Consider the following 24,255-nt stretch of genomic DNA (forward strand, 5'->3'; position numbering starts at 1 on the left):
TACGCGCTGTTATTTACTTATCAAAGACCAACGTAGAGATATTTTTAATGATAAATAAACGGCCTAAATTCAGCCATACATTAAGTTGTGTTTAAGCTTAACCGCCATTGAAAATGAATCTATCAGAATTTAAATAAAAGCATGAGTTTTGTTAATTAATAAGTAGTTCTCAAAATGACAATCAATAACTTAGGAATCGCAATATGAATCAGTCCAAAAGGATTAGCGCTGTGTTGGCTTTATCTCTAACTTTAATAGTTGGGTGTTCGGATAATGAACCCACCGAACAAGAAGTTGTTGCTAATGTCGTTTTGAAATCTATGAGCTCTGTAGACAATGAGGTTTACCAACCAGGGCAAGAAATTACTGTTGATTTCAGTACAGAAACAACATTATTAACGAATGAGCATGTCGGTGTTTCTTTTATTTTAATTGAAAGAAGCAAAGTGAGTGAGCTTGAAACTGAAGAAGAGCCAGATGGTTATGATTTGGGTGAGTTTTATATTGAGCAGTTACAAGAAGGTGAGCAAAACCATAGTGCAAAACTGATCCTTCCAAACGAAGACCTCAGTACCGGTGAATTTGTTATTGCCGCTTTTGTTGACACCAGCGGTGTAATATCAAATGAAGCTGATGTGACAGATAATAAATCGCGCGGGATTGAATCAGGCGACGAAACAACCTACAGCTCGATTGCCATCAAAGACGGTCGATACCATGATTTTGTTTTAGAAAAAGTTAAAGTTGGAGACGGCTTTGCTATTTTTCCAGGTCCTGGTAAAAGAGATACCAGCGGTGTTGGTCAACCAACGCATAAAGTGCCTGATTTAATCGGTTTTGTTAATGCCAAAAAATTTGGCGATTCCGTCAAAGAGGCTGACATCAGTGCAACGATAACCATCGGCGATAATACTTATGATGCTCATTTATGGAATGAACTAGAGCAAACTTACGGGGATACAATGAAAATCGTATTTCCTGATCACGAGCAATCTCATTACTTTCCTTGGGATGTTGCTGTAAATGGTGAACTGCTTAAAGCGATACACGATAACTTTGATCGCGAAAGTGACAAAAATAGTTTCAGCATGACATTTACTTTTCAGGATGACTCGGCTGAAATTGAAGATGATAAAGAAAATAACAGTATTACCGTTGAAGTACCTTATGTGCTTTACCATAACGAAGTTAAAACAGCAGAATCGGCAGAGTTAAGCAGTAAAAAAACAACACTCACTTCAGCGCCAGCTTCACAGACTAACGCTTCAGCGGCAACATCGTTGGCCAAAGTTGGGAGCTGGAGTGGCACTTATGGTGACAGTGATGCAGTGGCAATCAGCCCTTCTTTTTATAGTTATATGAATGTTACTTCTAGTAATGGTGGTTCAGCAGAGGCGTTAGTAGAAGCCGATCTCGATCTTTACCTATTTGATAAATCAGCGAGTTTAGTGAGCGCCAGTGCCGAAGCAAGCGCGAATGTAAGCGATGGTGAAATAACGTATGCGGCAAGTTTTAGTGTGCTTGGTGATACTTTGATTGACGAGGGCGATACGTTAACGGCGTTAGATAAATCTTTAGGATACAGTTGGAGCGAAGAGCAAAAAGTAGTGGAAACAACGTTCACCATTGTTATTGTTCCGGTTACTGTTGAGGCGGGTGTTAGCGGAAGCTTAGATTTAGGGATTGGTTTAGCCTATGGTAATAGCCGTATTGACTTAGGGGGAGATATTGTCTCTGCCAGCATGGATGCTTACGCCAGTGCTGAAATCAATTTGGGCGTTGCAAGCGGCGGTGTTGGTATCGATTTCTTGATTATTGCAGATACATTCAATGCCACACTTTATGCGGATTTAGCTAAAGCAATTACTGATTCTAAAATAACTTTAGGGATTGATGTAACGAATGATATTGAAGCAATTTCTGGTGAGTTTTATGTTTATGTTAAGTACCCTAAATATAAGTGGTGCTGTAAAATTAAAACCAAAACAAAAACTCAAACTATCTACGATACAGGCACCTTGTATGACAAAAGCTGGACAATTCTAGAAGAATCAGCAACCTTAAATTATTAGTAAAAAGGCCAAAGTGTAATGCGTTTAATTAAAATAAGTTTATTAATTTGCACTCTATTAGGTTATGTTTCAGCCGCTTATGCAGTGCCGCGTTGCACTGTTTGGGCTGAACTTCAATCAAAAGCTGATACTAATATCACTTCGATGAACAGCCCTGCTAAAAGTCAGTTTGACTTGCACGGGCGGTTAATTTATCGACCATTGTTGGTTGAAGAGAAATCTTATTGGTTGGGGTTTGAGTTGTACCAAGCCACAGCAAAGCTAAATAAAATATTGAGTACAAGCAATGAATACTCTGTGCCATTTGCTGTGAAAATCAGCAATAGCACGGGGGAAATTCTAGATTATCGATTCAATGCTAAATTAAAAACAGCCGATCAACAAAAGTTGATCGCTTTATATCGCGCCTTTCACCGTGCTAAGCAACCTGAAAATTTACAGGGTGACACGTACTGGGTTAAAGAGCGTGATGACATTGGTCAATATAAATCACTCTACACGGTTTTAGCTGACAATAAACTAATGCGAAATAAACTTAGTTATATAGAACCTACTGACACTAGGCGAAGCACTAATGCTGCCAAAAATCTAATGCAACTAGACACGGCTAACATTATTAGTGATGAGTTTACCTTTGAAAACGATAAATGCTGGCTAACAAGTACCCTCGGAAATAGTCATATTAAAGTCAACAGTAGCGATGACAATATGGTGATTGAGGTAATGCAAACGCTTAGCTTAGTCCGCAAAAATCAATCTATACCGGATGATGCTAGGTTACTGCATTTACCTGAAGACCCTAAACAATGGAAATATTTGAGCGCTGATTGGGTTTATCCTAAAGCGCCGCCTAAACCTTTAAAAAATGTTGAAGCGTTTATAACTACTTTAAAAGGTATAGATTGGCTTGAGGGTGATCGAAAGGAGTTACTGCAATTTCTTTATAACAATGATCAATACTTGGGAAGTTTAAAAGCGCTTATTTCAACAAAAGCAATTGCTGATCCGTTAGAAAGTAAATTGTTTATGTATTTAGGTAAACATGATTCAGTTAATTCTAAGCAGTTACTGACAGATGTATTTGTTGAGCAAGATTTGTTTTCTCCTAATCAGCGTTTTCGAAGTTTAATGGCACTAAAGTACAGTGAAAAGCCTTTAACGAACATACAGGTAGAGGCTATTTTTGAGTATTCCATGTCATATGGTCTCAATGAAGAAAATTCAAAGTTGGCTCATAGTGCTTTAATGGTTATGGGGGCCATTGCAAAAAACCAGCGGGGCAGTGAATTTTCAACTCAGTTAACCCAAAAATTAGCAGATACATTGAGCACCAGTGCAACGCAAGAGAAAGCATCAGCCTTAATTACCGCTTTAGGCAATAGTGGGGATAATGCTCATCAACAACTTATTGGAGACTATCTCACTGTTGATAGCCCAAGGTTGCGCTTAAATGCGGCAGAAGCCTTGGCAAAAATGCCAAGCAGAGAAAGTTTGAATTACCTGAGTAATCAACTAGAACAGGAAACCGATAGTAAAGCACAAGGCGCGATTATAAAGGCAATGGGTAACAATGAGTTAGATGCCGAGCAAGTCGCTAGTATTTATGCCTTTGCTGACTCTAATTATTCTAGAGACATTCGAAGCGCTGCGATATCGGCGTTAAGCCAACAAGCAAAATCGCAACCCAAAGTAAAAAAACGTTTAAAAGCATTGATAAAGACGGAGAAGAACCAAAAGAATCTACGCCAATTGATGAAAGCTCTATACGGTTCTTAACAAGTAAAGGGTTGTTTTAAAGCAATATCTAAAAGCACGCTAAATGATCACCCATTTATCGTGCTTTTTTATATAAAGTAACCAGAACTCTGAATAATAAATCTATCTTCAGCGGCGACTTTCAACGCTACCTGCTTCTTAAGCATCCTACATACCACATACCGATAATTTTACTTAGAATTAGAAAGGCATATTTTAATGAGGTGAAATTACAAGTTACTTTTCTTATTGAAAAAGTAATCAGCTCTTTAAGCAAAACGATGTTTTTAATGGTTGTTAACCCACCTGCTTGATATGCACATACTATAAATTTAGGTTTTTAAATGTGATTGAGTGGTCTCTAAAAGCTATCACACGGGTACAGACTCGCGTGATTTTTTACTATATGATTGTAAATTAACCATTCTTAATTGGCTTGTGGGCTAATGCGAATAGACCAAATTACTAAATGAGCCATTATAATAAAAACAATGCGTTATATATTTGATACTTTTGAGTTTGATAGTACGAGTTTGGTACTTAAAAATAATGGTCAGAACGTGGCTATTCGACACAACGAAGCTAAAGTGCTTACACTGCTTTTGCAACATACAGATACTGTATTTAGTAAAGACGATATTTTATCGCAGGTGTGGCAAGACAAGGTTGTGTCTGAGCAGGCTGTTTTTCAAAGCATTAGTAATTTAAGAGGGCTTTTTGGTGGCCATGCAATTAAAACCTTTTCAAAACGAGGTTATCAATGGCAACTCAAAATTGACGCAACTCACAGTGATAACCAAACAGCGTTAAGTGCTTTAAATTCAAATAAAGCAGAGCAGGTAACAGCGGCTTTATCACTCTCGCAACAGCGAAAAAAATGGCTAGTTATGGCGTTTACGGCGCTAACCCTTTTTGCTATTGGGTTGATGTATTTAATCGCCAATCCATCCGAAGAGGTTGATAGCGCTGTTATTAATATTGCGTATATCCCATTTAGTACCCAGTCAAACCAAAATCGTGTCAATTTTAGTGATGATGAGCACTTTGATTTCACTGAGATAGCTCATTTAGATACTGCTTATTTTCAAGTCTCAGCCGATTATGAATATCCTCAATTAGCCAGTGAGTATCCGTTGATTTTGTCAGGCTCGATGCGCACTTTTAAGCAAAAAACATATATTGATTTTATTCTAAAGGGCCCGTTTGCTGATTGGCGTGGCCATGTATTGGGGGCCGATCAACGCGATGCGACAAAACAGCTCTTAAAGCACTTAAATAACCCCGTTATCTATAATCTGCTTAATGAAGCGCAAGCGCCCCCAGTTAAGCAAGCAAACTTAACAATTGCCCATCAGCAAACTCCTAACGATCTGATTATTCTTAGTCATCTTACAAATAGTTATTTAAGAATGGGTGAGCGTGAAAAAGCGATGGTGATGGCAACTAAACTTGAAAAAGCGGCAATTTTACAAAAAAACACGCATTATGTGGGGAATGCTTTGCTCATGCAAAGTGAGGTATTAACTCAAAAAGAGTTATTTAACTTAAGCACCACAAAGCTAACTGATGCGATAGGTCAATTTAAAAAGATTAATGATTTACCCCGACAAGCCGACGCGTTGATTGCGCAGTCGTGGATAGATCATAATCAAGCTGATTATAGCGCTATCAAGCATAGCTTGCTTACTTCAGCCAAGTTAGCCTTTGAGGCTCGCGACAAACAACGTGAGTTAGATGCTTTGACTTACTTATCAGTGTTGGCGCATAAAAATAAACAAGAGGATGATAAGTACCACTATTTAAGAGAAGCCGAACACAAAATGAAGGCTTATCAATTTCCTAGTTATCACTTGGCTATAGTACCGTTTCATTATGCTATTTTTGCCAAAAGCCGTGAGGATAAAGAACCTCACTTAAAACAAGTAGTGAAACTTGCAACCTTGACGCCTGAATTTTGGGCTGCACGAACTAGTCGCAAGCAGTTAATGGAATTTTATATAAGTCAAAACCGCCTTACAGATGCTCAAGCACTTATGGCAGGTATTACATTTGATAGCGCAGATAACTCTTACTTGAAAACGCTGCTAGCCGATGCACAAAACGATACTGAAGCATTTATTGCCCATGCAGAACGTACTTTTGAGCAAGCACAATTGGCGGGTAATCTTTCTCTTAGCTTAGACGTCGCGCTATTAATCTGCGGCACTGAAAACCCGCAAGTAAATTATGATTTTTATTCTCAATATATCAACGAAAAAGGCAGTGACTATTGGCGGCGCATAAATGAAAAGAAGCTAAACTCTTTGAGCTTATGAATTGCATTAAGCGCCTTTTTAACAGCGCAAAGGCAACGATGGTAGGGCCTTTACGCTTTATTAAACTGGCTAATTCTGTTTGAAGTTAACCCAGTTTAGTTTCCAGCCTTTATCATGCGACTGTATCGTTAATTTATTCTTACCTTGGTTTAGGTATACGGTAGCGCCTGTTTGGGTTTGCCATTGATGGTAGCCCCCAGTGCTTGTGACTTTTTCTGTAGTGAGCTCTTCGTCATTGACTAGTATTGCAAAGCCTCTAGTGTCATTAGGAGCCGCTACTCGGTAACTTAGTGAATAAAGCCCTGATTTTGTGACCTCCAACTGATAGTTCATTAGTGCCTTGTCACTTATGCCACCGGGGCCTGTTAAATTAAATTTACCATCAAGGTCCGAAGTTCTTGTCACTGAGGAACCAGTGATTTCAGTTGCTGATTCTGCTTCCAACCTTCCTGGTATTTTTACCCAAGGGGCTCGTGTTTTAACCGTATTACTATAATCACTTTGCTGGTGATGCCTGACTGCGACGACTGTGTATTCATATTGGTGGTTATCAATATTGGCATCTTTAAATGTTGTTTCTACAATGTTTGATGCTAACAGTTTAAACGTGCTACCAGCAGCAGGGTTTCTGTAAACACGGTAACTTTCAATGTCTGCTTGTTCGCTTTTGTCCCAGTTTAAAGTAACAAGGTCGTGCTGTTGTTCTATGGTCAAATTAGTGACTTTGTCTGGGTAGGGCAAAACCGCATCACGCCTTAGTTGTTCACTGTGTTGTGCTACTTTTAGCGCTTTTTTAAACTGCTTTGTGTTGCCTTCCATTGGTGGGGCTGCACCGTCCAGCGCAACTCTTAATCCTTCGACTGCGCCGATAAAATTCAAACCCATGACCCCTCTTTCACTAACCGCAAATGTATTCCAATGCCAACTGCCGCCTCGTGCTACGTGGGTTTTGCAATCATCCTTTGTCCAAGGCTGACCATTGGTAGGGGCATTCTCGTAATTATTTTTGTAGCAGTCAGCAATAAACTCAACTACATTACTCACCATGTCATGCAGGCCAAACGGGTTTGGTTTATACATGCCGACAATACTTGCATAAGCTGAGTGATCAACACAGTTTGACTTACCATTAAAAAAATTAACATAGCTGGTGTTAGCATCGCGTTGTAGTATATTTTCGCCGGTTAAATCAGCCGTATTCTCGTACTCACAAACAAGGGTTTGACTGGGGTCGTCACCAAAATAATATGTGCTATTTGTGCCAGCTCTTGCCGCGTATTCCCATTCAGCTTCACTGGGTAGGCGATAAGGGCGACCTGTTTTTTCAGCTAACCATTTAACGTACGCATTAGCTGCTTTCCAACCAATGCAATTAACGGGTTGAAAGTCACTGGTGTTGAGCGAGTTATTCTCCCATGTGCCTGCTGTTGCTCCATAATTAAACCAGCCATTTAATTGGTGAATGCATTGAGTTGGCATGTCATAGCCAGACTCATTTACAAAGTGACGAAACTCTCTGACGGTTACTTCATATTTGCCTAAGCTAAACTCGGGTAGCGTTACTTTACGGATCGGCTGAGCATCTTCTTTATTGATATCACCCATCTGAAAAGTACCTGCTGGAATCATAACCATGATGGGTTCAATCAAACCACTGTTACTTTTATTTGCATAAAGCGTAGAGCTATTAACTGATAGCAAAATAGGGATTATTAATGTGTTTAATTTCATTTAGTTTTCCTTTTTAATGAGGGAGGAATAATGGAAAACTAAGTAATAAAAATCTTATAAAAAATCTAAAATCCCCTAAAAATAGAAAAAACCTAACTATTATTTTTACTTTAAAGTTCAAGTGGTTGTGAAATTTAGTCGTTTTCTTCATTGGTGTTCAGTCTGCATCGTGATTTGTAGTGTGAAAATTAATGAGCAGGTTTTAATGACATGATATGGCGTTTGGCGATATTGCTCTGAGGGCTTCTAAATCAGTTATAAGGTTTATAAATTCCAGCAAAATATGAACCGAAAAGAAAACTACCGGGACAGCGCCCCCAGTGAGTTTTTGTTGAAAGTCGAAGCTATTCGTATATATGTTTTAGTTGTTAAATTTACATTGTAAGTGCTTCAACTTTACAAGGATGTGGGGGACTTTTTTTGATTTTAAAAACTAACTTAATGAATAAATTATATTTTTTCTAGGTTTTTATTGCGGAATAACTTTTGCTGCATAAAGCGTTCGCAGTAAAAATAAATTGATAGAAAGGAGATACTATGAATCGCACTTTAATTATTGGCGCCAGTGGACAAATTGGTAAACAGCTCACTCAAAACATGCTTAATGAGGGACAGCATGTTGTGGCGCTTGTTCGAGATGAGCAAAAGCTATCAGATATTAAAAGCGAAAATATGACAATTGTAGAGGCTGATCTGACTGATGATTTTAGTCATGCATTTAAAGGATGCTCAACAGTTGTGTTTGTTGCCGGTTCAGGTGGTAATACAGGGGCGGATAAAACTATATTAATCGACCTTTGGGCTGCGTGTCGCGCTGCAGATTACGCAAAGCAGCATGACATAAAGCACTTCATAATGGTCAGCTCGATCGGGGCTGATGCACCTGCAGAGGGGCCTGAAGAAATGCAACCGTATTTAGTGGCAAAACACATGGCTGATGAGCACTTGATGCACAGTGGTCTGCGTTACTCTATTATCAGGCCAGGTACATTAACTAATAATAAAGCGCATAATGGCTTTACAACACAGCGACCTAGCAATAAGGATGAGGCAATTATAACCCGAGCAGATGTGGCCAAAGCGCTTGCGTATTGCGTTGCACATCAAGCTAAAAGTAATACGGTAAAAGAGCTATTTAATGGCGCTAAACATTTAGATGAAGTAATGAGCTAGCCTTGTTCCATACCCTGTGATAGCAAATCCCATTACATCAGGTTAATTAAATATAGGTTGGCGGGTAACCCGTCATTTATAATTTTACTCGCCTTTAGGTGTTTCAAAAGGGCTTTATCACAGGGGATTGCGTGGGAATATCAGCACAAAACCCAGGCCAATATAAAACCTATTAATTGCTAGAGGCATGGTGATTTACGCGATTTGGGTCGCGTAGTCACTTATGCTCTGTGGCGTTTTAATCGGCTTGTGTTTCAGCTGCTAAAACCTCATCAATATAAGCGAGTTCTTCGCTAAAAATACCATTTAATAAAGCACACTGTTCAACGATAACAGCATCACTGTGCTGCGCTGTGTATTCTTGTTGGCACCTTATCAGTTCGCAGGTTAACCATTTACACTCATCAGTTGCGACAGCAATCGCTGTTTTTAAAAAATAGGGCCACTTTGTTTTACCTAAATTACAACAAAACAACATAACAGCGATAAGGCTATACGCATCCTGTCTATGAGTTGATAGGCTGGTAGGTGTTACTTTAATATTACAGGGGAGAAGCTCGCTGCTATAAAGCGCTTGTTGCAGTGCAACTTGCTCTGATTCATTTAAAAAGGTGCTTGTCATAATTTGCTGGCGGCCTCTATGCACTAATTTTAGTTAAATACGCATTTAAAATAGTGATGGCAAAGAAAGATGTCATAACTTATCCAGCACCAAATGCAGGCACAGTGATAGCAAAAACGGCCTGACTCGTTACTGAATTAGTAAAATACAATTGTAATCGAGTTACTTGAGCTTGCTTTACTACAAGTTGGCGCCGTGGTTAACTGGACGACAATGTTGTTTTTAATTGTATTGCTATGGCGCATCACTCTAAAAAATAATTGTGAGTAGGTACTTAATAAACCAGCAAGTAATTGCTTTGGCTAAGTGCTTTATTTTAAGAGGTTTATAAAGGGTTTTTTATTGTGAAAAGCAATGTTGTTTTACTTTTAAGCTTATTGGTTTTGAGTGGCTGCGCAATGCAAAACGTGGTTGAATTTCCCTCGGTGGAGAACAATGTTGCTTACACTAAAGTCGCTTCGCTGGAATATGCCTTGCCCAATGATAATGTAACGTACGGCCAAGATAAATCTCAATACGCGTTACTTTGGCGTGCCAAGAAAAATGAAAAAAATACTGCTAGACCCCTAGTTATATTACTGCATGGTGGTTGTTGGCTTAGTGCTTATGATATTAAACATACCTATGCATTGAGCACCGGCTTGGCACAAGCAGGTTTCAATGTATGGTCAGTTGAGTATCGACGATCAGGCGATAGTGGTGGCGGTTGGCCCATTACCTTTGATGATATAAAAGCAGGCATTCAAGCCTCAAGCACTTATAATAGTGGTGAATTTAATTTAAATAATGCCGTTGTTGTGGGACATTCGGCTGGTGGCCATTTAGCGTTGCTTGCCGGTGGCCAAATAAATGAACTTAAAGGGGTCATTGGCCTTGCGCCGATCACTGATATAAAAGCTTATGCCCATGGAAATAACAGTTGTCAAAAGGTGACAAAAGACTTTATGCAGGGAATGCCGAGTGATAAACCTGATGCCTATACACAGGCAAACCCGAGTGAACAAGCGTTACATTTAAATAGTGTTATCTTGCAAGGCGGCAAAGATACCATTGTTCCAGCCTATAACTTAAAAGCACTCAATCGCCCAGTGGTTATGTTAGAAGGTGCGGGGCACTTTGATTGGATACACCCAGGTTCTCACGCGTTTAAAACTTTGCTTGAAAAATTAAATGGAATCGATAAATGAATTTTGATGATATAACTGCGCTAGATAAAGCCGATCCACTCGCTCATAAACGCAATGAATTTGCGTTGCCCGCTAATACCATATATTTAGATGGCAATTCCTTAGGTGCTTTACCAAAAGTGGTTCAATCTCGTGTGGCTGAGGTAGTCAGTCAGCAATGGGGAGAACATTTAATTCGAAGCTGGAATGACCACCAGTGGATTGATTTACCTACTCAAGTTGGCGAAAAAATAGCACCTATTATTGGTGCAGCAGCTGGCCAAGTAATTTGTTGTGATTCTATATCGATTAATTTATTTAAACTACTAAGCAGTGCCTTATCGTTAAATTCTGGCCGTAATGTTGTGCTGTCCACTGAAGATAACTTTCCAACTGATTTGTATATGGTGCAGGGGTTGAGCGATCTATTAGGCGAAGACTTATGCCAACTTAAACTTGTTAGCGAGCATCAAATAGCGCAAAGCTTAACTGAAGACGTGGCTGTGTTGCTATTAACTCAAGTAAACTTTAGAACAGGGCAGCTATTAGATATGCAAGCGCTTACTAAGCTTGCCCATGAAAAAGGCATTTTAGTTATTTGGGACTTAGCCCATAGCGCAGGTGCAACCGTTGTTGAGCTTGATAAATGTAACGCCGACTTTGCTGTAGGGTGCGGATACAAATATTTAAATGGAGGGCCAGGGTCGCCGGCATTTCTATATGTGGCTAAGCGCCATCAAACTGCTGTTAAACAGCCACTAAGTGGTTGGATGGGGCACGTAAAACCGTTTGCATTTGATGCCCAGTATCAGGGAGCAGAAGGTATAAATCAGTATTTATGCGGTACTCCTAGTGTACTTTCAATGAGCGCATTAGATGCCGCGCTTGATGTATGGCAAGATGTGAGCATCTTGCAAGTGAGAAAAAAGTCTATCGCCTTGGCTGATATATTTACTCAACTTATACAGTCGCAGTCATGTTTAGCTGATTTACGTTTACGTTCAACAAATGATTCACAACAACGTGGTAGCCAATTGGCATTTGCTCACGATAATGCTTTTGCTATTTGCCAAGCACTCATTGAAAAAGGGGTGATTGCTGATTTTAGGGCGCCAAATATTTTACGCTTTGGATTTACCCCTCTTTATAACTCATTTGAAGATATATGGAACGCGGTCACTATTTTAGCCGAGGTTGTGCAATCACACTTGTACAAAGAACCACGTTTTAACAAAGCGGGAAAAGTGACTTAATCTCTTTTTAAAGTATATTGAGGGAGGTGATTTTCCCTCAATGTACTGCTCGTATTTAGATAGGCATACATGTGTTTTTTTAGTTATCACTCTCAGTGGTAAACCTGTATATGTTGTAGAGTCATTTGGATTTCTTCGAGTTAACCACTCAAAAAGCCCTTTATTTGTAAAATAATCGAAAGAATACGTTCAAATAGGCCCATTTGGGCGAATTGGACCTGCTTTAGCGCGCATAATTTGGTATATCGCAGATCTAGAGAGATTATTATGAACGTTACAAAGCGCGAAGAATTTAACACGCAGTACAATATAAATACGTTAAACCCACTTTCAAGCAAAACGCCATTAAGTAACTTGGCCGATAAATCGTTAAAATACACGAGCGTATTTTGGTTTGTCACAGTGCTTATTGGGCAGTGGTTTTTCTTTTATTATATTATGTCGTTTTATGGGTTTTCGGTAATTAACGATAATATGCAGATTTGGAATCGTTGGGAGGCCATGGGCAGTACGCCTTATCATGCTGGGGACTTTTCAGGCAATTTGGCCTTTGCCGCTCATGCAATTGGTGCGGGCATTGTTGCCTTTGGTGGGGCGCTCCAATTAATACCTAAAGTTCGTAATAAATATCCACGATTTCATAAAATAAACGGTTATGTATTTTTATCTACAGTGCTTTGTTTAGCAATATCTGGGTTTTATTTAGTGTGGATCCGTGACACAAAACCGCTCACTCTCTCTGGTGTCGGCACCACTATAAATGGCTTTTTGATCATTGCCTTTGCTTATTTTACGGTTCGTTATGCTATCAATAAAAAGATAGCGAATCATCGAGAGTGGGCATTGCGGTTATTTTTAGTATCCAATGCACAGTGGATTTTAAGAGTAGGTGTCTTTAGTTATATGGTTTCAGGCAGTATTCTTGGCATGAATCCAGCCTTTGGTGATGTGTTTTTCCCGCTTTGGACATTTGGTTGTTTTGTAATGCCCTTAGCTATGTTGCAGTTGTATTTTTATGCCAAAAGAAAAACAAGCACTCGACTAAAGTTTGTTGCTAGTGGGGTGTTGTGTGTGCTTACTCTCTTTATGATTATTGGCATGATAGGTTTTACACCTTTTTTATTGTTAGTAATGTCAGGCGAACCAATCAGCTTTTAAGCAGAATTAGGCCGTTAATAAGATGAATTCGACATTTTGGGTTCAGTAGATTCATAGAGTAATTAACTTTATACTTTGCGCGTCTTTGAGTTTTGTTTGGTATTTACATGGTGAACCTTTTTCCAACAATTATTTACTCCTGCATGATGGGCATGACACTGTTTGCTTTGTTAGATGTGTTTAATCGACCCAAAGCAAGGCAAAACTTGTTTTTAAAAGGTTTATTGTTGTTGTTAGCCACTCACATAGCGGGTGAGTTATTTATATATTCAGGTGCATATGTATATGCGCCGGCGCTTGCTGGGGCTCAATTCCCGTTTAGAGTGCTGCTTGGACCTGCGCTTTATTTTTATGCTCATGCGACTATGTCGTCAGATAAAGAGATCAATAAACGTCATATTATGCTGGCATTATCAGGCCCCATTTTAGTGGTGTTGGTAATGCTGCCATTTATATTCATGCTGAGTCCTTCTGAAAAGCTGGCTCTTGCAACACCAGCCACCAGAGATCCAGAACATTGGCAAATTGCTATTGCAACTTGCATCGCGGCGACCTTTATCTTTATCGCCTTTACAGCTTTGTTTTTGGGGATGGCATTCAAGCTGCACCATACTCACCTTAGGCAACTTAAAGAGCGTTACTCTGAAATTGAACAACGTTCATTAGCATGGTTTAACACGGTGCTGATTATTTGGGGTGCGACATGGTTAATGTATGCCATTGAATTCTCATTGGGGGCGCTTGGCTGGCCATGGTTTGGTAGCGGGGTTGTGCTGCCTATTTTGGAAACCATTGCCCTAACACTGTTTATACATAAAGCACTTAGTCAAAAAGTGTTATCTGCATCTGAAAAAGGAGTACCTCGCAAAAATCAAACGCGGGTAGCACTGTTGAGTGATGAAAAAATGCAGACTATTGCCGTCAAACTTAAACGTATAATGGTCGAGGATAAGTTGTATTTGCAAGATAGTTTATCATTAAACAAACTATCAGCAGCGACTTCAGTAACTGAAAACCATATCTCAGAAACGCTTTCTCAATATCTAAAAACGAACTTTTTTCAATTTGTTAATAGCTTTCGAATCGAAGAAGCAAAAATGGCCTTACGAGACAAAAATAAATTAATAACGACTATCGCGTTGGATGCTGGGTTTAGTTCTAAATCCACGTTTAATGCGGCATTTAAGAAAATAGTTGGGCAAAGCCCATCAGCTTATCGTAATCACTTACTTGAAGAAGAGCCTGTTGAATAACAGGCTAAAGTTGAAAATTTATTCTACATGCTACTGAAACTTAAAGTTTTTCATTGTGCGCTGTAAGGTCTTAGTGTTGAGCTTCATCTCGTTGAATACATGTTCTAGTTTTAAAGCTGCATCTACCTCATGATTTGCATATTCAAGCACATTTGCCGCATCAACCGCTATATTTGACGCGACGGCAGATTGTTCTTTAGATGCTGAAGAGACATTCATAGCTAAGCTTTCAAGTATTTTACTTTGCTGATTAACTTGTTCTGATACGATTCTTGCTTGTTCAAATCGATCTAGCGTTGCCTTCGATAGATTTGAACTGGCTACAATTGAGCTAACCACTTGTTCGCTAATTGCTTGTAGCCCACTGAGTAATGTCGATATTTTTTCAGATGATTCCTTACTGTTTCCAGCAAGACTTCTTACCTCGTCTGCCACAACAGCAAACCCTCTTCCATGCTCACCCGCTCTAGCGGCCTCAATTGCAGCGTTAAGTGCCAGTAAATTAGTTTGTTCTGCAATGCTGCTTATTGAATCAAGTATGGATGATATACTGCCAACTTGTTGATCCATTTGCGCTGCAAGCTCTTCAACGCCCGACATGCTGTTGGCAAGCTCATGTATTGATTTTTGGCTGAGCTTATTATCTTCGATGAGTAAGTTAGCTTGCTTGTTTAACTCATCGCTTGAGCTAAGTGTCGTTGAGGCTGCACTTGCTATTTCGCGGCTAGTTGCTGCCATTTCTTCGATAGCTGTTGCTATATTGGTAGCCATTGCTAGGGTTTTATTTGAATCATCTAGTACGGCTTGTGTTGCGTGGCTCATATTATTACTAAGCTCATTGCCTGAATTAATTGAGTTATCTAAGCCGAGCATTAAATCTTTAAAAGCATAAACAGTATTATGAATAGCATCCGATATTTCACCTAACTCATCTTTACTTTTTAGACGGATATCAATGGTCAGGTCGCCTTTTTCAGCTTTAAGTAATAACGAGGTAAGTTGACTTAACTCTGTTCTAAGGGTGGACAATAAATGTATATTGAGCACGATGATCACCACCAGTGTAATTAAAAACGATACGATGGTAACAACAAGAGAAAAATCAGCCGCTTGCTTTAATTCTTCGCCTTCTCTATTAATTGTAATCCATTGGCTATCAAGCAAAGTTTTAATGTGTGATATTTGTTGTGTCGCCATTGGAAACCACGCAGATGCTGACGGTAAAGCGTTAAAATCGGGTGAGTTACTGTTAAGCAATGAATTGGTTATGGTTTCAATTTTTCTCGATTCGGCGCTTTGCAATTTCGAGCTAAAGTTTTCAAGCTGCTCACCGTCTAAATTGGCGAGTAGGTATTGGTTGAGTAAACTTATTTCTGCATTGTAAGAAGCAATATCTTGTTTTGTTAAGCTAGATAATTGTTTTTTAGCAAGCGTGCCGTTTATTTTCCCTCGGTTTTGACCTAATCGCTCCTTATATTGAGCAAATAAAAATGCGATATTGAGATCTTTAGACAACACAGGGTGTTTAATTTGATTACTAAGGTTTGAGGCAACATCAAGCGCGATTTTATTAAGTGTGCTGTAAAATTGAAACGCAGCCGGTGCAGTTTGGTTATCGACCTGCCTGCGTAATGCTGCTTTTCCTGCATCATGAGCTAATAAAATATCTAAATTTTGAGATGTTCTCGGTGAGCTATTATTTAATTGAGCACTAAGTGTTTTTAAATGCTGTATTGAGGTGTCTGCTTTTTCACGTTGGGCGATTACCTTACTTCTTGCTGCTTCAGAACCACTGCCTAAAAAGCCCGCAGTTAAACCACGCTCTACGGCATGGCTATGAGCGACCTTTTCTAATGCATCAAGCAAACTAATTAACACTATATCTTGCTCGAGGGTTTTTGACTCTTCCCATTTATTTGCCGTGTTCTGTATGAGCAGTACACATATAAAAATCATTAAAATACTTAATGTGAGCAGGGAGAGCTGGATAATGGAAAGTCGTCCAAGAAGGCGGTTCATAAATACAGTCCTATTTTGTATTATTTACGTATTTTTCGACTTACAAAGTCGAGCACGAGCTTATAAATTAACCATTTGTTTCATTCTCAATAAAGCGTAGTCTAAATTTAGATAAATTCACTGTAACACTGTGATTAAATTGAATACGTACATAGTCACTTATTGTATAAGGTCTCTATTTTGCAGATACTGACAACAACCTGTAATCAACATTCAAAAGTAAGGGGCTGATATTTACTTTACAAAAAATTGTGTGTGTCAGTTAATGACTTTTGTCATTGAGTATTGATGACAAATGCCCCTCAATAATCTGTTTGCTTTCATCAATAATTATCGTGTCACTTAAACGGAGAAACGACATGAAAACAATGATGAAAGTATGCAGTGTAGCGTTAACAATTTTAGCCAGTGCACATACCTTTGCTGGTCAGTATGAAATTGATCAAATAGAGCGTGCAGCAGGTAAGTTAGATGTAAGTGAATTGGAAATTATTGCTGAGCAAGTTCAAGGGTACGATCAAGCTTTGGCTTATTATCGCTTGGCATTAAGCTCAAATTTATTGGGTGAATCTGACCCTGCAATCAAGTGGAATGATAAAGCTATTTCGCTGCTTGAAGCCCTTGAAAAGGCTCAACCAAACGATGCTGAAGTCAAAACATTATTAGCACAGGTTTACGGCTATAAAATTGCACTACAGCCAATGAAAGGCATGTTTTATGGCTCAAAATCAAACGCGATGTTAGCAGATGCAAAGGCGCTGTCGCCTAATAATCCGCGTACGTACTTAGTACAAGGGATTTCAAAGTTAAACACACCAGCTATTTTTGGCGGTAGTCTTACTGAGGCAACAGAGGCGTTTAATAACGCACTAACTGCCTATGAATCAGACGCAAATTCAAATTATCATTGGGGGTATGCAGAAACCTATACTTGGCGTGGCCTAGTTAAAATGCAGTCTGGAGATTTAACGAAAGCAAAACAAGATTGGCAACTTGCACTGAACATCAATCCTGATTACGGTTGGGCGAAAACATTACTTAGTGAGCATTAATGGCTTTTTGCGCGCCACTAACTATAAGTGGCGCTTTTGTGTCAATAATTCAAAACGCCTAGGTATAAAGATCGTAAATGAATATCAAACAGTAGAATGTTAGGATATAAAAAATTCGCGAAGGAGATCTTTTTGGATTCACTGACACAAATCGTTTTAGGCAGTGGTGTTGCTTACGCGACGCTGGGTAATAAACTCGGCCGAAAGTCGTTACTCGTTGGAGCGGTATTTGGCACTGTGCCTGATTTGGATGTGCTGATCAACTTTGGTGGTGACATTGAGAACTTTGTATATCACCGCAGTTTTAGCCATTCGTTTTTCATACAGTTGTTGGTAAGTCCACTCTTTGCGTGGCTACTATTGAAAATGAGTTGGGCACGGTGTGTGTCGATGAAACGCTGGACAGTGGCTTTATTCTTAGTACTAAGTACTCACTCGCTACTTGATAGTTTTACTATTTATGGCACTCAGTTGTTATGGCCGCTTTCGACCCACCCGTTTGGAATATCAAGTATTTTTATTATTGATCCCCTGTATACACTGCCGCTTTTATTATCCTTTATTCTATTGTGCTTCTTGCACGAAAAGCCGTTTGCTCAGCGAATAAATACAAGTGCACTGATACTTAGTTCAATTTACTTAGCTTGGGGGATGGTAGCTAAATGGCATGTAGATAATAAAATCCATCATGCGCTGGGCAATAAAAAAATTGAGTTTACCCATTATGAAAGCACGCCTACAGCTTTAAATACGCTACTTTGGCGGGCTGTCGCTGTAACTGAGCAAGGTCATTATGAGATTTATGCATCGGTATTTGATACAACAGAAAAGGTTGATATAGATTTTTACTCTAGTGATAACGCGTTACTCTCTGAGCTTAATAAAACCAAGCCCATTACGTTACTGCAAAATTTTACTAAGGGACTTTATGGTGTTTATACACAAGATGGGCGCGTAATTCTTAGTGATTTACGAATGGGCCAAGAGGGCTATTACGTATTCTCGTTTGTGGTTGCACAGAAAAGCAACCAACAATGGGAGACTGGGGGCTTTCAAAAACTGAATAACCGACTTCCGCTAGATAAGCTCGAACTAATTTTTTCGCGCATTACAGATCCTAGTGTTGATTTATCAGCTAAAGCCACTGATTAAAAACGTGGCTTTTGATTGGACGTTAATCAGAAAAGTCCCCCTTTTAAATAGCGGGTAGTATGTCTATAAGTTAACTATCGCCGGGAACCAGTTGGCTAATACGACCCCAAATAAACCGACTAGAAAAATAATGGCTATCATCACCATTAAGCTTGCGGTGGCGATTGTAATAACTTTATTCGTTGTACCTTCAGCGTACCTTACCAGCTCAGCAATAAGTAAAGGGAGCACATAAGAGCAAATGCTTACAGCTAACACAGCTGGGCCGGTAAACGTGGTGGGATCGACTCCCAAAGTTCCAAATAATAAGAACCAAGCAAAAATCATCAAGCGAAAAAATAAAACCCCATTTGCTGCAAGGTATAAGCGTATTGCCCATCTTTTATGAAGACCAATATTACGTTTTCTGGCAGCTATTACAGCTAATATACTTGATAAAATGACCACGCAACCGCCAAATATCGTTAACCCATGCATCAAGGTGTTGCCAACAGTTCCTCTGGCTAGCATCAGGTATATGCCGGCCAATGAAATGGTACAGGCAAGCAACACAAAAATACGACCGTTATAACGATGAAAGCGAGGGTGTTTTTTTCGCATAGCCGGGATTAATTGTAAGCTGCCACCTATAATCATTACGATGGCTAATAATACATGTGCCGCATACATGAAGTTTCCTGTTTCATCGTTAGCAACATAAGCCGTGCTATTTAGGCGATTCCAATCAGACATTCCGCTAGTGGCGCCCGTGAGCCCGTACCCTAATGTGAGGTATATAACAAAGCAGGTCTGTGCCATGAGCAGGCAGGTAAACCATATTTTTTTACTGCTATTAAGCAGTGAATTTGGGTTAAGTTTGATTTTATACATGTGTATTTTCTTTTTTCTTCATAAAACGAATAACGTAAATATAAAGGGCTTGCAGGGCGGTTTCTTATCAAATTTGAAATTTGAGTAATGATACATGCATTAATTAACTTCTATAGACACATTCTCTAACAAAGTCTTTTTGCTAACTGAAAAGTTACTTTGTACTATGTGAACTAGGCAAGTTTATATGTCAGGTTAAAAGCGCACTGTAATGCAAAATACGTCTCCTTATTTTCTGCTAATTTTTGTTTGTATTAGCTTAATGCTTTTAAATGCACTTAAAAAAGATAAGCAGCTAGTTCACTATTTATTTGTCATATTTTGTGGCTCGCTGTGTATGGTAGGGGCGCAAAAAATTAGTGCTCCAAGCTTGGGGGAGTATCAGTACTTTATTGGCCTGTTTACTTGCGCAACGTGTAATGTTTCGTGGTTAATTTCACGAGCATTATTTCGTGAGCATAACCCTATTTCACGCAGGCATGTGGCAGTTGCTGGTGGCATTGCTGTTTTGCTCATGTTTAATCAAACATGGCATTATTTGGTTAGTCTTGACCCGCAGCCACTCTCTGCTAGCCATATAATGTGGCGATTAAAACAAGGCATAAATGAAATAACAGGTTTACTTTCATCGTGCATTTTAGTGCTTTCTTTTTGGGAATCGCTGAGAGGTTTCAATAGTAAAACACACGCTCAAAAAGTGCAGTCGGTGATTTTTGCTAGTGCGTACTTTTTAGCGGTTGTTAATGCCAGTATATTACCTGTATTTATATTTAGCCCTGCGGAAATTGCGCTATATAATCCGCTAATTACCACCTCTTCTGCGCTGTTAATTGTATTTGCAATGCACACGGTCATGACTCTTCAAACAAGCAACTCAATCAAGCAAACGCCACTTCAAAATGATGAGAATGAGGTTGGTTTTGATAGTGATGAAGTAAAGGCCCCCAGTGATAGTAATCAACAAGAGCAAATCCCCCCCGAGTTGGTAGCAGGCATTTCTAAACTTATGAACGAGCAGCAGTTATTCTTACAAACAAATCTTAAAATTGCAGATTTTGCACAAGCACTTCATATGCCTGAGTATAAAATTAGTCGGGCTATCCGATATCATTATAAGGTGGCTAACTTTAATTTGTTTGTTAACCAATACCGTGTGAACTATGCAAAGGCATTATTAGTTAGTGAGCAAGCTAAGGAGTGGAGTATTTTGAGTATTGCACTTGAGAGCGGTTTTTCTTCACTCGCTACGTTTAATCGGGTGTTTAAAAGCATTGTGGGCGGTATCCCTAATGAATATCGAAAACAAAATAGTGACTATCAAAGTCATACCCTGACAGGATTGGTTGAGTAGATGCTTTTTTTATTCTTCGTGGCATACATTAAAGTATAATATGTGTTGAATTAACTGTTTTGAGAGTGCCTTGAATTATTTAGCTCACCTGTATCTAGCAAAGCCGACTGCCGACTCACATTTTGGGAATTTACTGGGAGATTTTGGTGGCCAACGGCAATTAACACAGATACCCGCAACTGTTAAAAATGCGCTAGATAACCATTATTTAGTCGACAAATTCACTGATTCGCACTCACTTGTAAAAGAGGCTAAACAATATTTTTCACCACATCGCAAGCGTTTTGCTGGGGTCGCGGTTGATGTGTTGTTTGACCACTTTTTAATTAAGCATTGGCATAGCTTTAATCATCAACCACTCACTGACTTTAAGCAAACCAGTTATGGACTTTTGGGTAAACGTATACAGGTTATGCCAGCGCGAATGCAGCGCGTAGTAACTAGCATAATAGAAAACGATTGGTTTAAAGAGTACGAAACTATCGATGGGGTGGGCCTAGCGCTTGATAATATTGCTGCGCGAATTCGTTTTACTAATCAGTTTACTGGTGCGGTAGAGGACATAGCACGTTATTACACGCAATTAGACGCCGTTTTTCTGGTATTTTTTCCCGAGTTGATTGAGCATGTAAATCAACGAGCTCTTGAAGAGCTCTAAGCTTTCAGCCGTTACGAGAGTTGGGGGCGAGGCGCAAATTTCGAAGATCGTATCCTGTTTCTCGTTGCTTAATAAATTAATCATCAGGCCCTTTGAGGGTAAATACCAAATGCTTGCGCATGTCTTTTAAAATTACGCCTTTTTTTAACATGGCGCCACTTAAACGTTTTTGCCATTTTAGAAGGTCAGGCTCAGCGGCAGCTAGTGCCTGTTCATCTTCAAACTGGAAACACATAAGTAACGAACCAGGAAATAAGTGGTACTCAACATCAAACCAGCACTGCAGCATACCCGGTATATCAGCACGCCCTTGTGCTTCTATTTTATCAGCAACATCAAGTACAAGTGCTTGTTGTTTTAATTGTACTTTCGATAGTTTTTTCATGGTGGTGTTCCAAATTAGGTAAGCTAAATACGCTTGCAGTGGTGTATTATACTCAAGCTTTTAAGCAAGCAACAACCATACATATTCAATAACCCAGCATTTCCCACTTTAGGTTAATGAACACAACGAAGATGAAGGCATCGATAGATTGGTGACGCCTCACTGTTTGTTTTTATACCAGCCAAACCAGATTCTTTATAAAAGCGCTTAATATTTTAGGCATGCCTACTGTAGACTAAGTTTAAGAAGCCACTGAAGATGTATTTATTAACGGACTAAGTTAAATGACTGAAATAAAACGCCTCATTTCTATAGAAAGTTTTACTGCGATTATTGCGTGGGCTGTGGTGAGCGGTTCAGCGGTATGGTTGATGGTTAAGTCAAATGATTATCCTGCACCTGACTTAATAATAGTAACTCTGTGTTTTTTAGTGTTTATCGGCTGCTTTTTGATTGCTAACGCGAACTATAAGACACGCTTAAATGAAGGACTCAAGCAAGGGCTTTTAACAATTCAATATGGTGTACTGTTGATAGTAGCGACGGTTGTACCCTATACCTACATAGCGATATTAAGCACCATTTGGTGTGCCCAACTGCCTTACTTTATGCGTTTGAGATACGCTGTATGCTTATCGTTATTATGTTTAGTGCCACTTTTTCTTATTTTTACCTTTAACTGGGGCAAAGACGATAGCCTGTTGACCGGTTTGTTATTTTGGACGTTTAATTTATTTGCATTAGTGGTTATGAATACCACACGAAACGAAAGCCTTGCTCGTGAGAAGTCTGAGGCATTAAACCGAGAGTTATTAGCCACACAAACGCTGTTAAGTGAGGCTACCAAGCAAGCTGAGCGAACTCGCATTGCCCGTAATATTCATGACTTATTAGGGCACCACTTAACCGCTTTGACGATTAATTTACAAGTAGCGCAACGAACGTCTGAAGGAGCTGTGCATGAAAATATTAAGCAATGTCATAGTTTGGCTAAGCTGTTATTGAGCGATGTGAGAGAGGCTGTTTCAGAGATTCGAGACAGATCAGCGATAGAAATTAAACAAGCATTACAGGCACTTATTAATAATGTACCGCAGTTAAAAGTTAAACTTAATATTGTGGATGAAGCCGTTATTAATGATGTTAGGGTTGCTGACGCCTTGCTTCGCTGTACGCAAGAGAGCATCACTAACACACTAAAACATAGTCATGCTACTGAGCTGAAAATAGATATAACACATGCAGAGCATGTTATTCATTTAACGATTGTTGATAATGCTCACTCTAAAACCATCGAGCCTGTGCAAAAAGGACACGGCCTCAAAGGTATTGAAGAGCGTGTTAACGATTTAGGTGGCTGTGTGCAGTTTCAACATACTAAAACTGGTTTTGTAACACAGATCACGCTGGTGGAGCCACAATGAAAATTAAAGTAATGATTGTTGATGATCAAATGTTGGTTCGCTCAGGGATCAAAAGCTTATTAATGCTCTCTGAAGCCATTGATGTGGTAGCTGAAGCGTCTGATGGTGAGCAAGCAATATGGTTAATTCAAGAAAAACAACCTGACGTTGTACTGATGGATATACGCATGCCTGCCATGTCGGGAATTGATACGTTGCAAGCGTTAAATCAAACGGTGCTTGATAAACCGCAGCCGCCAGTGATTATGTTAACAACGTTTAATGACCATGAGCTCGTTGTTAGCGCGCTGCAAGCAGGCGCAAAGGGTTATTTACTTAAAGATGTGTCATTAGAGACCTTGGTAGATGCGATAGAGTGTGTTCATAAGGGCGAAACGTTAATACAGCCAGCAATTTCTGAACGTGTGGTAAAACAGTTAAGTGCCAGTGACAGCCAATTTGAAAGTATAGTTGAGCTGCCTGAATTCAGTGCCAAAGAATTAGAAATACTGCGCTTTATGGCCGCTGGGTGTAGCAATCGCGAAATTTCGGCTGCGGTGTACAAATCTGAAGGGACGGTTAAAAACTATGTCTCTACTATTCTTGCAAAATTAGGTGTTAGAGATCGTACTCGAGCGGTGTTAAAGGCGATAGAAGTAGGATTAATAAAATAACAGTAAATGCTGCTAACGTTGAATGACAACTAAGCTGCTGGATTAGGCGTACCTGCTGTGCATCTCTTTCGCTATAAACTCGACAGCCATTTTCTAATCTCTTTGCTGAGATTAAGTTGAGTTTTTCGTAATAAAGCAAAGCCGTTCTTGATAAGCCAACTAATTTCGCTAACTCCGATATACGATACACATA

General features: G+C 39.4%; 19 protein-coding genes and 1 pseudogene. 14 read left to right on the top strand and 6 right to left on the bottom strand.

Going from position 1 to position 24,255, the window contains the following annotated elements; all coding sequences use genetic code 11:
• Positions 1 to 203 precede the first annotated feature (203 nt).
• The 3 genes from C7Y70_RS14655 (at position 204) to C7Y70_RS14665 (ending at position 6,142) form a co-directional block, all read left to right on the top strand.
• The gene (locus C7Y70_RS14655) at positions 204 to 2,072 is read left to right on the top strand and encodes a hypothetical protein (RefSeq protein WP_135475452.1); all 1,869 of its coding nucleotides are present in this window, start codon (positions 204 to 206) and stop codon (positions 2,070 to 2,072) included.
• An 18-nt stretch (positions 2,073 to 2,090) separates the two neighbouring features.
• Positions 2,091 to 3,848 (top strand): HEAT repeat domain-containing protein, encoded by a 1,758-nt coding sequence (locus tag C7Y70_RS14660; protein ID WP_135475453.1) that lies wholly within the window; start codon positions 2,091 to 2,093, stop codon positions 3,846 to 3,848.
• Positions 3,849 to 4,318: 470 nt separating this feature from the next.
• Positions 4,319 to 6,142, top strand: a complete 1,824-nt coding sequence (locus C7Y70_RS14665; RefSeq protein ID WP_135475455.1) for a winged helix-turn-helix domain-containing protein — start codon at positions 4,319 to 4,321, stop codon at positions 6,140 to 6,142.
• A 69-nt stretch (positions 6,143 to 6,211) separates the two neighbouring features.
• On the opposite strand, the gene C7Y70_RS14670 is transcribed toward C7Y70_RS14665, so the two are convergent.
• Positions 6,212 to 7,873, bottom strand: coding sequence for an SUMF1/EgtB/PvdO family nonheme iron enzyme (locus C7Y70_RS14670; RefSeq protein ID WP_135475457.1), 1,662 nt, complete (start codon positions 7,871 to 7,873; stop codon positions 6,212 to 6,214).
• Positions 7,874 to 8,410: 537 nt separating this feature from the next.
• On the opposite strand from C7Y70_RS14670, the gene C7Y70_RS14675 reads away from it, so the two are divergent.
• Complete coding sequence (locus C7Y70_RS14675; protein ID WP_135475459.1) at positions 8,411 to 9,046, top strand: SDR family oxidoreductase; 636 nt, start codon at positions 8,411 to 8,413, stop codon at positions 9,044 to 9,046.
• Positions 9,047 to 9,284: 238 nt separating this feature from the next.
• Here C7Y70_RS14675 and C7Y70_RS14680 read toward each other — a convergent pair whose 3' ends face one another.
• On the bottom strand, positions 9,285 to 9,668 hold the full coding sequence (locus C7Y70_RS14680; protein ID WP_135475461.1) for a hypothetical protein: 384 nt from the start codon (positions 9,666 to 9,668) through the stop codon (positions 9,285 to 9,287).
• A 344-nt stretch (positions 9,669 to 10,012) separates the two neighbouring features.
• Between C7Y70_RS14680 and C7Y70_RS14685 the strand changes: the two genes are divergently transcribed.
• From C7Y70_RS14685 to C7Y70_RS14700, 4 genes are all read left to right on the top strand, one after another.
• On the top strand, positions 10,013 to 10,855 hold the full coding sequence (locus C7Y70_RS14685) for an alpha/beta hydrolase (RefSeq protein ID WP_135475463.1): 843 nt from the start codon (positions 10,013 to 10,015) through the stop codon (positions 10,853 to 10,855).
• Positions 10,852 to 12,087 carry a kynureninase gene (gene kynU, locus C7Y70_RS14690; protein ID WP_135475465.1) on the top strand — a complete coding sequence of 412 codons (1,236 nt, stop codon included), beginning with the start codon at positions 10,852 to 10,854 and terminating at the stop codon, positions 12,085 to 12,087. Before C7Y70_RS14685 ends, kynU begins: the two co-directional genes overlap by 4 nt.
• 267 nt (positions 12,088 to 12,354) lie before the next feature.
• Positions 12,355 to 13,245, top strand: coding sequence for a DUF2306 domain-containing protein (locus tag C7Y70_RS14695; RefSeq protein ID WP_135475467.1), 891 nt, complete (start codon positions 12,355 to 12,357; stop codon positions 13,243 to 13,245).
• A gap of 107 nt (positions 13,246 to 13,352) precedes the next feature.
• Positions 13,353 to 14,498 (top strand): helix-turn-helix transcriptional regulator, encoded by a 1,146-nt coding sequence (locus tag C7Y70_RS14700; RefSeq protein ID WP_135475469.1) that lies wholly within the window; start codon positions 13,353 to 13,355, stop codon positions 14,496 to 14,498.
• A 30-nt stretch (positions 14,499 to 14,528) separates the two neighbouring features.
• Here C7Y70_RS14700 and C7Y70_RS14705 read toward each other — a convergent pair whose 3' ends face one another.
• A complete protein-coding gene (locus C7Y70_RS14705) occupies positions 14,529 to 16,454 on the bottom strand; it encodes a methyl-accepting chemotaxis protein (protein WP_245321536.1) in 1,926 nt (641 codons plus the stop codon).
• Positions 16,455 to 16,876: 422 nt separating this feature from the next.
• On the opposite strand from C7Y70_RS14705, the gene C7Y70_RS14710 reads away from it, so the two are divergent.
• Both C7Y70_RS14710 and C7Y70_RS14715 read left to right on the top strand, forming a co-directional pair.
• Entirely contained in the window at positions 16,877 to 17,569 is a 693-nt protein-coding gene (locus C7Y70_RS14710) for a hypothetical protein (protein WP_135475473.1), read from the top strand.
• Positions 17,570 to 17,701: 132 nt separating this feature from the next.
• Positions 17,702 to 18,721 carry a metal-dependent hydrolase gene (locus C7Y70_RS14715; RefSeq protein ID WP_135475475.1) on the top strand — a complete coding sequence of 340 codons (1,020 nt, stop codon included), beginning with the start codon at positions 17,702 to 17,704 and terminating at the stop codon, positions 18,719 to 18,721.
• Between the two features lie 63 nt (positions 18,722 to 18,784).
• Here C7Y70_RS14715 and C7Y70_RS14720 read toward each other — a convergent pair whose 3' ends face one another.
• Entirely contained in the window at positions 18,785 to 19,453 is a 669-nt protein-coding gene (locus C7Y70_RS14720) for a DUF2306 domain-containing protein (protein ID WP_245321538.1), read from the bottom strand.
• Positions 19,454 to 19,802: 349 nt separating this feature from the next.
• Here C7Y70_RS14720 and C7Y70_RS14725 point away from each other — a divergent pair, with 349 nt between their 5' ends.
• Complete coding sequence (locus C7Y70_RS14725) at positions 19,803 to 20,942, top strand: AraC family transcriptional regulator (RefSeq protein ID WP_245321539.1); 1,140 nt, start codon at positions 19,803 to 19,805, stop codon at positions 20,940 to 20,942.
• Between the two features lie 70 nt (positions 20,943 to 21,012).
• Positions 21,013 to 21,600, top strand: coding sequence for an ACP phosphodiesterase (locus C7Y70_RS14730; protein ID WP_135475478.1), 588 nt, complete (start codon positions 21,013 to 21,015; stop codon positions 21,598 to 21,600).
• Between the two features lie 76 nt (positions 21,601 to 21,676).
• On the opposite strand, the gene C7Y70_RS14735 is transcribed toward C7Y70_RS14730, so the two are convergent.
• Positions 21,677 to 21,985, bottom strand: a complete 309-nt coding sequence (locus tag C7Y70_RS14735; RefSeq protein WP_099296401.1) for a hypothetical protein — start codon at positions 21,983 to 21,985, stop codon at positions 21,677 to 21,679.
• Between the two features lie 284 nt (positions 21,986 to 22,269).
• Here C7Y70_RS14735 and C7Y70_RS14740 point away from each other — a divergent pair, with 284 nt between their 5' ends.
• Both C7Y70_RS14740 and C7Y70_RS14745 read left to right on the top strand, forming a co-directional pair.
• Positions 22,270 to 23,409 (top strand): histidine kinase, encoded by a 1,140-nt coding sequence (locus tag C7Y70_RS14740; RefSeq protein WP_135475480.1) that lies wholly within the window; start codon positions 22,270 to 22,272, stop codon positions 23,407 to 23,409.
• On the top strand, positions 23,406 to 24,062 hold the full coding sequence (locus C7Y70_RS14745; RefSeq protein WP_135475482.1) for a response regulator transcription factor: 657 nt from the start codon (positions 23,406 to 23,408) through the stop codon (positions 24,060 to 24,062). The genes C7Y70_RS14740 and C7Y70_RS14745 overlap by 4 nt, the downstream gene beginning before the upstream one ends.
• A gap of 31 nt (positions 24,063 to 24,093) precedes the next feature.
• Here C7Y70_RS14745 and C7Y70_RS20700 read toward each other — a convergent pair.
• A pseudogene (locus C7Y70_RS20700) lies at positions 24,094 to 24,252 on the bottom strand (MerR family transcriptional regulator); the annotation flags it as partial.
• Positions 24,253 to 24,255 lie beyond the last annotated feature (3 nt).

Origin of the sequence: Pseudoalteromonas sp. KS88 (genome assembly GCF_004766475.1) — a bacterium.
GTDB lineage: Bacteria > Pseudomonadota > Gammaproteobacteria > Enterobacterales > Alteromonadaceae > Pseudoalteromonas.

Coding starts and splice junctions, on each gene's coding strand:
- C7Y70_RS14655 (WP_135475452.1), top strand. CDS start 204: ATGAATCAGTCCAAAAGGATTAGCGCTGTGTTGGCTTTATCTCTAACT.
- C7Y70_RS14660 (WP_135475453.1), top strand. CDS start 2,091: ATGCGTTTAATTAAAATAAGTTTATTAATTTGCACTCTATTAGGTTAT.
- C7Y70_RS14665 (WP_135475455.1), top strand. CDS start 4,319: ATGCGTTATATATTTGATACTTTTGAGTTTGATAGTACGAGTTTGGTA.
- C7Y70_RS14670 (WP_135475457.1), bottom strand. CDS start 7,873: ATGAAATTAAACACATTAATAATCCCTATTTTGCTATCAGTTAATAGC.
- C7Y70_RS14675 (WP_135475459.1), top strand. CDS start 8,411: ATGAATCGCACTTTAATTATTGGCGCCAGTGGACAAATTGGTAAACAG.
- C7Y70_RS14680 (WP_135475461.1), bottom strand. CDS start 9,668: ATGACAAGCACCTTTTTAAATGAATCAGAGCAAGTTGCACTGCAACAA.
- kynU (WP_135475465.1), top strand. CDS start 10,852: ATGAATTTTGATGATATAACTGCGCTAGATAAAGCCGATCCACTCGCT.
- C7Y70_RS14695 (WP_135475467.1), top strand. CDS start 12,355: ATGAACGTTACAAAGCGCGAAGAATTTAACACGCAGTACAATATAAAT.
- C7Y70_RS14700 (WP_135475469.1), top strand. CDS start 13,353: ATGGTGAACCTTTTTCCAACAATTATTTACTCCTGCATGATGGGCATG.
- C7Y70_RS14705 (WP_245321536.1), bottom strand. CDS start 16,454: ATGATTTTTATATGTGTACTGCTCATACAGAACACGGCAAATAAATGG.
- C7Y70_RS14710 (WP_135475473.1), top strand. CDS start 16,877: ATGAAAACAATGATGAAAGTATGCAGTGTAGCGTTAACAATTTTAGCC.
- C7Y70_RS14720 (WP_245321538.1), bottom strand. CDS start 19,453: ATGTCTGATTGGAATCGCCTAAATAGCACGGCTTATGTTGCTAACGAT.
- C7Y70_RS14725 (WP_245321539.1), top strand. CDS start 19,803: ATGCAAAATACGTCTCCTTATTTTCTGCTAATTTTTGTTTGTATTAGC.
- C7Y70_RS14735 (WP_099296401.1), bottom strand. CDS start 21,985: ATGAAAAAACTATCGAAAGTACAATTAAAACAACAAGCACTTGTACTT.
- C7Y70_RS14740 (WP_135475480.1), top strand. CDS start 22,270: ATGACTGAAATAAAACGCCTCATTTCTATAGAAAGTTTTACTGCGATT.
- C7Y70_RS14745 (WP_135475482.1), top strand. CDS start 23,406: ATGAAAATTAAAGTAATGATTGTTGATGATCAAATGTTGGTTCGCTCA.